This is a genomic window from Streptomyces sp. SID1328, from assembly GCF_009865595.1.
Classification (GTDB): Bacteria; Actinomycetota; Actinomycetes; order Streptomycetales; family Streptomycetaceae; genus Streptomyces; species Streptomyces griseoluteus.
The window spans coordinates 1-13385 of sequence record NZ_WWKH01000970.1; the positions used below are offsets into that span (position 1 = coordinate 1).

15 protein-coding genes are annotated in these 13385 nt (G+C 70.4%); 13 read left to right on the forward strand and 2 right to left on the reverse strand.

The window, feature by feature from the left end; translation table 11 throughout:
* The 5 genes from GT030_RS31335 to GT030_RS31355 form a co-directional block, all read left to right on the forward strand.
* Nucleotides 1-259 (forward strand): L,D-transpeptidase (locus tag GT030_RS31335; RefSeq protein WP_161188601.1); only part of this gene is annotated, 259 nt, incomplete at its 5' end.
* A 225-nt stretch (nt 260-484) separates the two neighbouring features.
* Nucleotides 485-1654: an Ig-like domain-containing protein gene (locus tag GT030_RS31340; RefSeq protein ID WP_237522958.1), complete on the forward strand. Its 1170-nt coding sequence runs from the start codon at nt 485-487 to the stop codon at nt 1652-1654.
* 78 nt (nt 1655-1732) lie between these two features.
* Nucleotides 1733-2500 (forward strand): enoyl-CoA hydratase-related protein, encoded by a 768-nt coding sequence (locus GT030_RS31345; RefSeq protein WP_161203982.1) that lies wholly within the window; start codon nt 1733-1735, stop codon nt 2498-2500.
* A gap of 303 nt (nt 2501-2803) precedes the next feature.
* Entirely contained in the window at nt 2804-3307 is a 504-nt protein-coding gene (locus GT030_RS31350) for an ATP-binding protein (RefSeq protein WP_161203983.1), read from the forward strand.
* Between the two features lie 86 nt (nt 3308-3393).
* The gene (locus GT030_RS31355) at nt 3394-4002 is read left to right on the forward strand and encodes an ADP-ribosyltransferase (RefSeq protein WP_161203984.1); all 609 of its coding nucleotides are present in this window, start codon (nt 3394-3396) and stop codon (nt 4000-4002) included.
* Here the strand turns inward: GT030_RS31355 and GT030_RS31360 are convergent.
* Complete coding sequence (locus tag GT030_RS31360; protein ID WP_161203985.1) at nt 3956-4615, reverse strand: GNAT family N-acetyltransferase; 660 nt, start codon at nt 4613-4615, stop codon at nt 3956-3958. The two genes, GT030_RS31355 and GT030_RS31360, sit on opposite strands and share 47 nt — an antisense overlap.
* A 109-nt stretch (nt 4616-4724) precedes the next feature.
* Between GT030_RS31360 and GT030_RS31365 the strand changes: the two genes are divergently transcribed.
* Nucleotides 4725-4937 (forward strand): EF-hand domain-containing protein, encoded by a 213-nt coding sequence (locus tag GT030_RS31365; RefSeq protein WP_135789875.1) that lies wholly within the window; start codon nt 4725-4727, stop codon nt 4935-4937.
* A gap of 43 nt (nt 4938-4980) precedes the next feature.
* On the opposite strand, the gene GT030_RS31370 is transcribed toward GT030_RS31365, so the two are convergent.
* A complete protein-coding gene (locus GT030_RS31370) occupies nt 4981-5538 on the reverse strand; it encodes a GH25 family lysozyme (RefSeq protein WP_161203986.1) in 558 nt (185 codons plus the stop codon).
* 362 nt (nt 5539-5900) lie between these two features.
* Between GT030_RS31370 and proB the strand changes: the two genes are divergently transcribed.
* From proB to GT030_RS31405, 7 genes are all read left to right on the forward strand, one after another.
* A complete protein-coding gene (gene proB / locus GT030_RS31375; RefSeq protein WP_161203987.1) occupies nt 5901-6956 on the forward strand; it encodes a glutamate 5-kinase in 1056 nt (351 codons plus the stop codon).
* Nucleotides 6947-8197, forward strand: coding sequence for a glutamate-5-semialdehyde dehydrogenase (locus GT030_RS31380; RefSeq protein WP_346009785.1), 1251 nt, complete (start codon nt 6947-6949; stop codon nt 8195-8197). The genes proB and GT030_RS31380 overlap by 10 nt, the downstream gene beginning before the upstream one ends.
* Complete coding sequence (locus GT030_RS31385; protein WP_161203988.1) at nt 8187-9365, forward strand: aminotransferase class I/II-fold pyridoxal phosphate-dependent enzyme; 1179 nt, start codon at nt 8187-8189, stop codon at nt 9363-9365. Before GT030_RS31380 ends, GT030_RS31385 begins: the two co-directional genes overlap by 11 nt.
* Before the next feature lie 59 nt (nt 9366-9424).
* Nucleotides 9425-9649 (forward strand): MbtH family NRPS accessory protein, encoded by a 225-nt coding sequence (locus GT030_RS31390; protein WP_135789879.1) that lies wholly within the window; start codon nt 9425-9427, stop codon nt 9647-9649.
* Entirely contained in the window at nt 9646-11367 is a 1722-nt protein-coding gene (locus GT030_RS31395) for an ABC transporter ATP-binding protein (RefSeq protein WP_161203989.1), read from the forward strand. The genes GT030_RS31390 and GT030_RS31395 overlap by 4 nt, the downstream gene beginning before the upstream one ends.
* Entirely contained in the window at nt 11364-13106 is a 1743-nt protein-coding gene (locus GT030_RS31400; RefSeq protein WP_161203990.1) for an ABC transporter ATP-binding protein, read from the forward strand. Before GT030_RS31395 ends, GT030_RS31400 begins: the two co-directional genes overlap by 4 nt.
* A partial coding sequence (locus GT030_RS31405; protein WP_161203991.1) for a hypothetical protein occupies nt 13081-13385 on the forward strand: 305 nt, incomplete at its 3' end. The genes GT030_RS31400 and GT030_RS31405, both read left to right, overlap by 26 nt.

Sequence of the window (13385 nt, forward strand, 5' to 3'; positions counted from 1 at the left end):
CTCCGGCACCTTCCTGCACGGCAACTACTGGTCGCCCGAGTCGCCGGGTGAGGTCAACGTCAGCCATGGCTGCGTGGGGCTGAGGGACGTCAAGGGCGGCGGCGCGGACACCCCGGCGGGCTGGTTCTTCGACCGCAGCCTGGTCGGGGACGTCATCGAGGTCGTGCACAGCAAGGACAAGACGGTCTCCCCGGACAACGGCCTCAGCGGGTGGAACATGGCATGGAAGCAGTGGAAGGCGGGCAGCGTGCTCCAGTGACCCGGTGAGCTGCGAAATTCCGGGTCTCGGCGGCTGGTTGAAGTTGCGACTGAACGGTGACATTCGACGGACACCGAGCCCGGAACCCGGCGGCTAGCATGCCCGAATGAGCGCGGGACGCGCCGGGGTGTGGACCTGTGACCAGGTCCGGGAGGGGAGAAGGACTTGAACGTGCGGCCGATATCGGGGGCTTCGGCAGGAACTCGGCACAGGGGTCGTAAGGGGCTGGCGCTCGTGGCGGGGGCGCTCGTGCTGTCGCTGGCCGCCTGCGGCGGCGGTGAGACCACGGGGAGCGGGTCGGACAACGCCAAGAACAAGGACGGCCAGGACAAGCAGTCCTCGGCCGCCGTCACCATCGCGCCCAAGTCCGGTGCCACGGCGGTGGACACCAGCGGCGCGCTGAACGTGAAGGTCGCCGGGGGCCGGCTGACCAGCGTGGTGGTCAAGGACAGCAGGGGCACCGAGGTCGACGGCACGCTCGCCAAGGGCGGCGCCGCCTGGAGCCCCACCCGCCACCTGGCCGCCGCCACCAAGTACACGGTGCACGCGGTCGCCGAGGACTCGCGGGGCCGCAAGGCGGCCGAGGACTCCAGCTTCACCACGCTGACGCCCAAGAACACCTTCATGGGCACCTTCACCCCGGAGGACGGCTCCACCGTCGGCGTCGGCATGCCGTTCTCGCTGCGCTTCACCCGCGGCATCACCGACCCGGCCGCCGTCGAGAAGGCCATCCGGATCAAGACCGAGCCCGCGGTGGACGTCGCGGGCCACTGGTTCGGCAACGACCGCCTGGACTTCCGCCCGGAGAGCTACTGGAAGCCCGGCACCAAGGTCACCGTCGACCTCGACCTGGACGGCGTCGAGGGCCGCGACGGGGTGTACGGCAAGCAGCGCAAGACGGTGAAGTTCACCATCGGCCGCAGCCAGATCTCCTACGTCGACGCCAAGAAGCACACCATGAAGGTCGTGCGGGACGGCAAGACCCTCAAGACCCTCCCGGTCACCACCGGCAAGCCCGGTTACGAGACCTGGAACGGCAAGATGGTCATGACCGAGAAGCTCGCCGTGACCCGGATGAACGGCGAGACGGTCGGCTACGGCGGCGAGTACGACATCAAGGACGTGCCGCACGCCATCCGCCTCACCGACTCCGGCACCTTCATCCACGGCAACTACTGGGGCGGCGGCGCCTTCGGCAACTACAACGCCAGCCACGGCTGCGTGGGCCTGCGAGACGTGCGCGGCGGCTACGACGGCGGGGTCCCGGCGGCCTGGTTCTTCAACAGGTCCATGGTCGGTGACGTGGTCGTCGTGAAGAACTCGCACGACCGTACGGTCTCCCCGGACAACGGCCTCAACGGCTGGAACATGAGCTGGGCGGACTGGAAGAAGTAGGAACTTGGCGAGACGGGCCCGGTGCTGTGAGGAACGGCACCGGGCCCGTCGGCGTTAGTGGCCGTTAACCTGCTGCGCATGACCGTGAATCTCGAAGTCGCCGAAGGCGTCGGAACGCTGCGCCTGGACCGGCCCCCGATGAACGCGCTGGACGTCGCCACGCAGGACCGGCTCAAGGAACTCGCCGAGGAGGCCACGCGCCGCGAGGACGTGCGCGCCGTGGTGATCTACGGCGGGGAGAAGGTGTTCGCGGCGGGCGCGGACATCAAGGAGATGCAGGCGATGGACCACACCGCGATGGTTCTGCGCGCTCGTGCCCTCCAGGACGCCTTCACCGCCGTCGCCCGCATCCCCAAGCCCGTCGTCGCCGCCGTGACCGGGTACGCGCTCGGCGGTGGCTGCGAGCTGGCGCTGTGCGCGGACTACCGTATCGCCGGGGAGAACGCCAAGCTGGGCCAGCCCGAGATCCTGCTCGGCCTGATCCCGGGCGCGGGCGGCACCCAGCGGCTGCCCCGGCTGATCGGCCCCTCCAAGGCGAAGGACCTCATCTTCACCGGCCGCATGGTCAAGGCCGACGAGGCCCTCGCGCTCGGCCTGGTGGACCGGGTCGTCCCGGCCGGCGAGGTGTACGAGCAGGCGCACGCCTGGGCCGCCCGGCTCGCCCAGGGCCCGGCGCTCGCGCTGCGCGCCGCGAAGGAGGCGGTCGACGCCGGCCTGGAGACGGACATCGACACCGGACTCACGGTGGAGCGGAACTGGTTCGCGGGGCTGTTCGCCACCGAGGACCGCGAGCGGGGGATGCGCAGCTTCGTGGAGGAGGGTCCGGGAAAGGCCAAGTTCTTCTGAGGGCAGAGGACGTGCTCTCAGGGCCGGACAAGACCCCTTGCACCTACTGCAATTGACGCATCGTCTGATTCGGCTCTCTCGGCGGGCCGGTTTATGGCAGCCTTAACCGCACCTTAAGTCTGCCTCGCCGAGGGAGCCGCACGCTTGCCCGGAACCGAGTCGTCGCCGCAGGTCGACCGGGCCACGGCCGACCCCGACCTGCCATTGGCATATGCCGAGAGACTGGAGCAGACCGGGGGCGCACGGGGGGCGTATTCCTCCGGATCGGCCCCGGAGCTCTGCCGTGACGGCCATCATGGGTCCATGGCGGGGCTGGATGGCATCGATCAGCCACGGGGACACAGCCGTGCTGCCGCGGCGCGCTGGTCGCCCGCGGTCGAGGACGAACAAGGGCTCAGAGCGCTCGAACTGTTCGGCAACCCCGCGGAGGCGGAGGTTCCGCTCCCGTCGCGCCCCGAGTCCGCCGCCACCGCGCGCAGACTCGCCCAGATCGTGGTCCTGCGGCACTGGGGGCTGACCCCCAAGCTGACCGAGGACGCGGTCTTACTCGTCTCCGAACTCGTGGGCAACGCCGTACGTCACACCGGCGCCCGCGTGTTCGGATTACGGATGCGCCGCCGGCGCGGCTGGGTCCGCGTCGAGGTGCGCGACCCCTCGCGGGGGCTGCCCTGCCTGATGCCGGTGCAGGAGATGGACATCAGCGGGCGGGGGCTGTTCCTCGTCGACAAGCTCGCGGACCGCTGGGGCGTCGACCTGCTGCCCCGGGGCAAGACCACCTGGTTCGAGATGCGGGTCTCCGACCGCTAGGGACAGCCGACTTGGGGCGGGCGGACACGCCCCCGATGGGGTGAGGGTCCACCACCCGTCCCTGCCGGACCGCCATCGTGCGGGGCATGATCACAACTCGTCTGCGGCGCAGCGTCACCGCTGCCGCCCTCTCCCTCGGCGCCGTCCTCGCCACCACGGCCGTCACGCCCGCCGCCGCTCCCGCCGAGCTGAAGACCCGCGCCGCCGCGCCCTCCTGTCCGCAGTTCCAGGACAAGGTGCACGCCGCCGCCGACCGCCGGGTGGACGTCGACCGGATCACCCCGGACCCGGTGTGGCGCACCGGCTGCGGCACCCTCTACCGCAGCGACAGCCGCGGCCCGGCCGTCGTCTTCGAGGAGGGCTTCCTGCCCAAGGACACGGTGAACGGGCAGTACGACGTGGAGCAGTACGTCCTCGTCAACCAGCCCTCGCCGTACGTCTCCACGACCTACGACCACGACCTGTACAAGACCTGGTACAAGTCGGGCTACAACTACTACATCGACGCCCCCGGCGGGGTGGACGTCAACAAGACCATCGGCGACACCCACAAGTGGGCGGACCAGGTCGAGGTCGCCTTCCCCGGCGGCATCCAGCGCCAGTACGTCATCGGCGTCTGCCCGGTCGACAAGGCCACCAAGACCGAGATCATGAGCAACTGCCGGAGCAACCCGTACTACCGTCCCTGGCACTGAGCAGCAGCTCGGCGCCGACGGGCCGATAGCCGGCCGCCAGGAACGCCCGCGTACTCCGGGCGTTCCCCGGCGAAACCTGGGCCCACACCGGCCCGTCGGCCAACTGCCGTGCGGCCAGCGCCAGTCCGCGCCCCGTCCCGGCACCTCCACCCTCCACCTCCAGCGCCACTTCCAGCCGGCCGCCCACCCCGCGCCCCATCACCAACAGCCCGCCGTCGGCCACCCGGACGCGCACCGGGTCCCGGCGCCGGCGCGCGCGGACCACACGGGGGTGCCCGGTGTCCGCGGTCTCCCGCATCGCGAGTGCGGGCGGGCCCGGCAGGGGAGTGCCGACCCAGAGCGCGTCGACGGTCTCCGCGGCGCGGCCGGTGCGGTCCATGAGGGCGGTGAGGAAGCGGGGGTGCATGGGGGCGGCGAGGGGGTCGCAGTCCACGGCGGCCAGGGTGGCGCGTACCCAGGCGGGGTCCTCGTCGGTGAGGACGAGGGTGTGGGCGGTGAACGCCATCACCCCGGCGTCCCGTTGGCAGAGCTGGGGCAGGACGGTCACAGTGCCGTCCGGGGGCAGGAACCGGTCGTCGGCCACCGCGTCGAGCAGTTCCGGCAACGTCTCCATCGTGCCCGCCTCTCGGTCCGGGGGAACCGCTGGTGGTGGGGGGCGTTAATCTGACCAGCGGCAGTACGCCGACACGGTATGAGAAGTACGAGCACAGAGGGGCGGATCGGTGGCGGACATCGAGGAAGCACGCAAGCAGTTCCAGCGGATCGACGCGGACGGCGACGGGTTCATCACCGCCGCCGAGTTCAAGTCCGCGCTCGCCCAGCAGGGCGACTTCAACGTCACCGAGACGGTCGCCGAGGCGGTCATCAAGACCCGTGACATCGACGGCGACAAGGTGCTGACGTTCGACGAGTTCTGGGCCTACCTGAACAAGTGACGCACCCGGCAGGGGTGTCCGCGCCGCGCGGACACCCCTGCCGTCACCTCCCGGTCGCCCACTGCTTGAGCGCGGCCTTGCTGGAGAAGTCCGCCACGTTCTTGTCGTGCGGCTCCGAGGTGTACTGGTGGAACTTCCAGTCCGCCTTGATCCGGGGCTTGCCGGCGCTGACGTAGTCGGCGATCCACAGCCCGTCGCCCGCGTACGACGTGGTGTCGATGTTCAGCCAGTAGTCCCGGTTGGTGTACAGCACCACCCGGTTGTCCGGCCGCAGACTGCGCAGCTTGCGGATGAAGCTGTCCTTCTCCGCGTTGCTCGCGTGCGTGCCGTCACCGGTCACCTCCCAGTCGACAGCCAGGATGTCGCCCGGCCGGTCGGGAGCGTGACTGAGGAAGTACTCGGCCTGGTCGGTGAGGTTGCCCGGCCACAGGAAGTGGTAGAAACCCGTGACCAGACCCGCGTCCCGCGCCGTCTTCGTCTGGGCCGCGAGTCTCGAGTTGACGTACGAACGGCCCTCCGTCGCCTTGATGAAGGCGAACGAGAGTCCGTCGGTCTCGTACGACGAGGACTGATACGCGCTGACGTCGATGCCATGGAGCATGAAGGTCTTGTGCCCCCACCGCCACCTCTCGGAACCTCCCGCCTTCGCGCCTGTCGACACGTCTCCGCACCAACCTCGGCTCTTCCTAGGTCAATTGACGGTGAAGAACCCCTTGACTTTCTGAGCAGGTACGAAGAAAACTTCTCGAAGTTGCCGCAGTGTGTCCACAGGCGCCCCGGAGATGTCCGGCGGACCCGCGCACCGCGTGCCCTTCCCGCGACGCCCTCGGATTCTCCGAGCGGCGTCGTACTCGTTCTCGCCGCTCAGCGTCTCTGCGCTCAGCGTTTCTCTGCTCATCCGCGTACGACGGGGGTGCGAACGTGTTGCCCGAGACAGAAGCCTTACGCACGGCGGAAGCCACGGTGTCGACGTGCGTCGTCATCAAGATCGGCAGTTCCTCCCTGGTCGAGGGCGCGGGGGTGGACGCCGCCAAGGCGGACGTCGTGGCCGGCATGGTGCGGCGGCTGCGGGACGAGGGCCTGACCACCGTCGTCGTCGCCTCCGGCGCCATCGCGCTCGGCCGGGACACCCTCGGTGACGGTCCCGGCGAGGCCGGGACCCGCCGACAGGTCATGGCCGCCCTCGGCCAGGGCCCGCACTTCCAGGCCGTCGGCGCCGCCTTCGCCCGGCATGACCTGACCTGTGCCCAGTTCCTGCTCACCCCGCGCGACATCTGGGAGCCCGAGCACGGCGCCTCCGTCCGCGCGGCCCTGCTGCAGACCCTGGCGGCGGGCGTAGTACCGGTCGTCAACGAGAACGACGCGATCATGGTGCGCAACAACGACGTGCTCGCCGCCCTGCTCGCCGCGCGCCTCGGCGCGCGCACCCTGATGCTGCTCACCGACGTGGACGGCCTCTACGACCGCAACCCCCGGCTGCACCCCGACGCCCGCCGCATCGACGTCGTGGAGACCATCACCGCCGGCCTTGAGGCGGCAGCCGGCGGCGCCGATTCCGCGCACGGCACCGGCGGAATGGCGGCCAAGCTCGGCGCCGCCCGCATCGCCACCCGCAGCGGCGTACCCACCGTCATCGCCCGCTTCGACGGCGCCGACGCGGCCGTCGAGGCATGCCGGGGCCGACCGCGCGGCACTCTGGTGCGCGCCACCAGGACGGCCGACCCCCTCCAGGCGCTGTGGTGCGCCTTCGCCCAGCCCCCCGGCGGCCGCCTGGTCTGCACCCCGGACGGCGAGGCGGCGCTCGCCGCCCGCGGACCGCTCGACCGGCAGGGCGTCGCCGCCGCCGACGGCGACTTCCCCGCCGGGACCGTCATCGACCTCGTCACGGCACACGGTGACCTCCTCGCCCGCGGCCGCGCCCGCGAAAGCGCCAAGGAGATCACCCGGCTCCCCGCCGGAGCGCCGGTGCTGCATCCCGATGAATACGTCAGCCTGCTGGAGGTAGAACCGTGTCCGTGATCGACATCTGCCGTGCTGCCAAGGAGGCCGCCGCCGAACTCCGCGTCCTGCGGACGGAGGTGAAGGACACCGCGCTGAACGCCATGGCGGACGCCCTGGAGATCCACCGCGAGCGGCTCATCGAGGCCAACGCCGTGGACGTGGAGAAGGCCCGCGCCGCCGGAGTCTCGGCCACCCTCGTGGACCGGCTGACGCTGACCGACTCCCGGATCGCCGGCATGGTCCGGGCCATCCGCGTCATCACCGGCCTGCCCGACCCGGTGGGCCTCGGCGTCGGCCGCCAGGAGCGCCCCAACGGGCTGGTCATCGAGCAGGTGCGCGAACCCCTCGGAGTGGTCGCCGTCATCTATGAGGCCCGCCCCAACGTCACCGCCGACGTGGCCGCGCTCTGCCTGAAGTCCGGCAACGCGGCCGTGCTGCGCGGCTCGTCCATCGCGTATCACAGCAACGCCGCCATCATCGAGGTCCTCCAAGAGGCCCTGGCCGGTGTCGAGGGCGTCCCGGACAACGCCGTGCAGCTCATCCACGACGTCTCCCGAGAGGCCGCGCTGGAACTGCTCCGTGCCAAGGGCTACATCGACCTGCTGGTGCCGCGCGGCGGGCCGGAGCTGATCCGCACGGTCGAGGAGAACGCCACCGTCCCCACCGTCATCGACGGCGACGGCAACTGCCACACCTATGTCGACGCCACCGCCGACCGAGAGATGGCCACTGCCATCGTCGTCAACGCCAAGACCTCACGGCCCAGCGTGTGCAACGCGATGGAGACACTGCTGGTCCACCGCGACCTCGCCGAGGAGTGGCTGCCCGGTGCGCTGGACGAGCTGAAGGGCCTCGGTGTGGAGGTGCGCGGCTGCGAGCGCGTGCGCGCGGTGTGGCCGGCGGCGGTGCCGGCCGAGGAGAAGGACTGGGGAACCGAGTACCTGGACCTGATCCTCGCGGTGAAGGTCGTCGACGACTTGGACGAGGCCATCACCCACATCGGCAGGTGGGGCACGATGAACGCGGACGGCATCGTCGCCCGGGACATCGCCGTCGCGCAACGCTTCACCCGCGCCGTCAGCACCGGCTCCGTCTTCGTCAACACGTCCACCCGCTACTCCGACGGCGGCGAGTTCGGCTACGGCGTCGAGATCGGCGTCTCCACGCAGAAGCTCCACAGCCGCGGCCCGATGGGCCTGGAGTCGCTGACCTCCGTCAAGAACGTGGTGTGGGGGAACGGACAGGTCCGTGTCCTCTGACGGCGCCGGGACCCTCGGCCGCGGCCGTCCCGGACGGCTCGACGCCATCGGCCAGGCATCCTCCATCGCCGTCAACAACCTCGTCTACGAGATGAAGGAGGCGGGCCGGGACGTCATCACCCTTTCCCTCGGCGAAGCCTTCTTCGACCTTCCGCTGCCGGCGTTCGCCGCGGGCACGGGCGTCGACCTGCACCACTACACCCACTCACGAGGCGTGCCCCGCCTGCGCGAGCGACTCGCCGGGTACTACCAGGACCAGTGCCGGGTCCCCGTCGACCCCGAGCGCGAACTCATCGTCACCGCGGGTTCCAAGATGGCCCTGTTCATGGCGCTGCTCGCGGTCGTGGACCCCGGCGACGAGGTACTGGTCCGCGAGCCGCTGTGGGTCAGCTACCCCGATCAGATCCGGCTGGCGGGGGGCGTCCCGGTGGCCGTCCCGCACCAGGTGCCGGTCGGCGAGCTGAAGAACCACATCACCCCCCGCACCCGCGCCATCGTCGTCAACAACCCGCAGAACCCGTCCGGGAATCTGCTCACCGCCGACGAGGTGGCCGAACTGCACCGACTCGCCGACCGGTACGGGCTCATCCTCATCGCGGACGAGGCGTACAACGAATTCGTGCCGCTGGGAGCCGAGTTCATCTCCCTCGGGGTGTGCGACCCGGAGAAGCGGCACACGGTGATCTGCAACTCGATGTCCAAGAACTACGGGATATCGGGGTGGCGGGTCGGCTACCTCATCGGAAACGGCGCCTTTCTCGACGACGTGCTCAAGCTTCAGCAGCACATCGTCACCTGCGCCCCCTCGATCCTGTGCCACTTCCTCGCCGACCACTTCACCCGCCTGCTCGCGGTGACCCGCCCGCAGATCCAGGAAGTGGTCGCCCGGCGCAACCGTGTGGAAAAGACGCTCACCGCCGCCGGGATCGAGACCCTCTCCGGGGACTCGACTTTCTACTTGTTCGCCGACATCGGCCGCACCGGCGCCGACAGCGAGCGGTTCGCCCGCGACCTGCTGCTGGACCACGGGGTCAGTGTCGTCCCGGGCAGCGGGTACGGCGCCTCCTGCGCCGGATTCGTACGCGTCTCCGTCGGGGCCGAACCGGAGGCACGCGTGAGTGCCGGGATCGACCGGCTGATCACGGCCGCGGTTCCGGCCCGCCGATGAGCGGGGCACGACCTCCCGGCCTCCGGCACGGCACGACAGCAGCGAGAGAGAAGAAGGACATGAGCGACAGCCAGGACACCGTGACCTACCAGGTCGTCGTCAACCACGAGGAGCAGTACTCGATCTGGCCGGTGGACGATCCGATGCCTCCCGGCTGGACGGCGAGCGGGCCCTCGGGCACCAAGGCCGAGTGCCTCGCCCACATCGAAGAGGTGTGGACCGACATGCGTCCGCTCAGCCTGCGCCGCCACATGGAGCGGGCGGAAACGGCGGGCGAGCGGTGAGGCAGCGCGTCTCCCTCCTCTGGAGGTATCTGCACGGCCACCGCGGCCGTGCGTCCGTCCTCGGGGTCCTGGTCCTGGGCAACGTCGCCCTGACCGTGCTCAACCCGCAGTGGCTGGGCCGCTTCATCGACGGAGCCGAGGACGGGCGGGGGGCCGACGCTCTGGTCGACATCGCGCTCGTGTTCATCGCGCTCACCGTGCTCAACCAGTGCGTGGTCGCCGCCGCGGGTTACCTCGCCGAGGACCTGAGCTGGCGCGCGACCAACACCCTGCGCACCGACCTCGCCGAGCACTGCCTCGACCTGGACATGTCCTTCCACAAGGAGCACACGCCGGGCGAGCTGATCGAGCGCATCGACGGCGACGTGGCCACGATGGGCAACTTCTTCTCCACGTTCGTCTTCCATGTCTTCGCCAACGCGGTCCTCGCCGTCGGCATCGTCGGTGTGAGCTTCTTCGCGGACTGGCGTACCGGTCTTACCCTGCTGGTGTTCGCGCTGCTCGTGCTGCCGCTGGTCCGCATCGCCCAGCGGCGCGCCAAGCCGTACTTCACCGCCATGCGGCAGACCAATGCCGAGATCTCCAGCTTCCTGGAGGAGAGCGTCACCGCCACCGAGGACGTGCGGGGCAACGGCGCCGAACGCTACGTCATGACCCGCCTCGACGGCCTGCTGGACCGCTTCCGCAAGCTGATGAAGGTCGAGGCCATCGCCGTACGCGCCTCCTCCAGCGTGCTGGAGACCAGCGTCTCCCTGGCGACCGGCGGCATCTTTGCCCTCGGCGCCTACCTGATCTCGCACGGCCGCATGGAGCTCGGCCAGCTCTACGTGTCGTACTTCTACACGAGCATGCTCTCCATGGCGCTCTTCCGGATCGCCTACCGCGCCGACGGACTTCAGGTCGCCCTCGCCGGCATGGACCGCACCGCCGAGATCCTCGACACCGAGAGCCGGGTCAAGGACACCGGGACCACGCCGTTCCCCGCGGCGCCGGTCACCGTCGAGATCGACCACGTGCACTTCTCGTACGTGGCCGGACGCACCACCCTCGACGACGTCAGCCTCACCATCCCCGCCGGGCAGTCGCTGGCGCTGCTCGGCCGTACCGGCAGCGGCAAGACCACCGCGGCCCGGCTGCTGCACCGGGCGATGGACGCCGACCGGGGCGCCATCCGCTTCTCCGGGGTCGACATCCGCGACATCCCGCTGGACGATCTGCACCGGCACGTCGGCGTGGTCACCCAGGACGTGCACATCTTCCGGGCCACCGTCCGCGACAACCTCACCATGTTCGACCCGGACATCACCGACGAGCAGGTGTGGAAGGCGCTCGACGGGCTCGCCGTCGCCGACTGGATCAGACAGCAGCCCGACGGGCTCGACACCGTCCTGGAGGGCGGCACCGGTGCCCTGTCCGCCGGACAGGCCCAGCTCATCGCGCTGGCGCGGGTGTTCCTGCGCGATCCGGCCGTGGTGATCCTGGACGAGGCGTCCTCCCGGCTCGACCCCGCCACAGAACAGCTCACCGGCCGCGCGACGGCCGAACTCATGGAAGGCCGGACCACGCTGGTGATCGCGCACCATCTGTCCACCATCAAGGACCTGGACCACGTGGTGATCCTCCAGGACGGTCGGGTCCGCGAGGCCGGGGAGCGGGCCGCGCTCGCTGCCGACCCCGCGTCTCACCTGTCCTCCCTGCTCGCCGGGAGTGCCGCGTGAAGGCGTACCAGACCTTCGGCCGGGTGGTGCGTTCCGCGCCCGGACCGTTCACCGCCAACTTCCTGCTCCAACTGGTGCGCAGCGGCATCCTCGTGGTGCCCGGCCTGATCGTGCGGGAGATCTTCAACCGGCTCTCCGACGACGCGCCGCTCACCAGCGGGCTGTGGCTGCTGATCGCCCTGCTGGTCGCGGTCGCCCTGGTCCGCGTCGGCGGCCTGCTCGCCTGTGTCGCCTACGACGGGATCTGCGAGGCCCACGGACAGGCTCTGCTCACCCGCAGCGCCGTACGCGCCCTGCTCGCCCGGCCCGGCGCCACGGCGCTCCGGATGCCTGCCGGGGACGCGGTGAACCGGCTGGTCTCCGACACCGCCAATGCCGCATCCATGGTCGGTTACACCTTCATGGTGTCCGGCGCGGCCGTGCAGGCGCTGGGCGCGCTCGTCATCATGCTGCTCATCGACCCCGTCGTCACGGCTGTCGTGTGTGTGCCTCTGGTGCTCGCCGGGATCGTCATCAACATTGCCAGCAAGCGCATCCGCAAGTACCACAGCGGCAGCCGCGCGGCCGCGGGCGAGGTGAACGCCTTCCTGGGGGAGATGCTCGGCTCGGTGCAGGCCATCCGGCTCGCTGGGGCAAAGGGGCAGATCATGTCCCGGCTCGGCACCCTCAACGAGGACCGGCGCAAGAAGACCCTGCAGAGCCGGCTGTTCACCGACGTCTTCCTCGCCTCGGTGTGGACCAACACCTCCGCCCTGGGCACCGGTGTCGTCCTCGCGCTCACCGCCAAGAGCATCACCGACGGCAGCTTCACCGTCGGCGACCTCGCCCTGTTCGTCATCTACGTCGGCTGGGTCACCGACTTCACCTCGCTGTTCAGCCAGAACCTCGCCCTGTACAAGGCGTCCGGAGCCTCCCTGGAGCGGCTGGAGGAGGTCGCGCCGGGCGCGGTGACCGGTGTGCTGGAGCCCGACCCGGTACGGCTGCCCGCCCCCCGCGAGGAACTGCGCACCCTGGAGGTGGAGGGGCTCACCTGCCACTACCCCGGCTCCGCCAACGGCGTCGACGACATCAGCTTCCGCCTGGCACAGGGCCAGTTGGTCGTCCTCACCGGCAAGACCGGCTCCGGCAAGACCACCGTGCTGCGCGGGGTGCTCGGCCTGCTGGAGCGCGAGGGCGGCCAGGTGCGGTGGAACGGCGAGGACAGCAGCCGGCTCGCCCCGCCCCGCGCCGCCTACACCCCGCAGGTGCCGCGCCTGTTCTCGGCGCCGGTGCGGGAGAACATCGAGCTGGGCGGGACGGAGGACGAGGACGCGCTGCGCGCGGTGCTGCGCACTGCCGTCCTGGAGGAGGACGTGCGCTCCCTCGACGACGGTGTGGACACGGTCGTCGGCCACAAGGGGACCAAGCTCTCCGGTGGCCAGGTCCAGCGCGTCGCCGCCGCCCGGATGTTCGCCCGCGAGCCCGAACTGCTCGTCTTCGACGACATCTCCAGCGCGCTCGACGGCCCCACCGAGCGTCGCCTCTGGCAGGGCCTGCGCGAGCGCCGCGCGGCCGCGCCGCTGACCTGCCTGGCCGTCTCCCACCGCCGGGAGACCTTCCGCGAGGCCGACCACATCGTCGTCCTCGACGAGGGCCGGGTGGTGGCCCAGGGCACGCTCGACGAACTGCTCGGCACCAGTGACCGCATGCGTGAGCTGTGGGAGGGAAGAGCTGATGAACCTCAGCCTGACAACGCGTAGGAAAGCCACCGAGGTCTTCCTCACCGACCTGGGCGACGGCACGTACGGGCTGCCCGCGCACGAGGCGTCCATGCCCACGGAGATCCGCGCTCACCTCGCCTCGGAACACGGCCTCGACACCGTCTACCTCGGCCCCCTCGCCCACCGGCCCGACGGGGTGCGGGTGCACGCGCTGGAGGCCCGCGGCGCCGACGACGCGAGGGGGGACTGGTACGACGCGGCGCGGCTGGCGCAGCTGGCGTTCGCACCCGGCCAGCCCGCCGGGCTCGTCGCCGACCG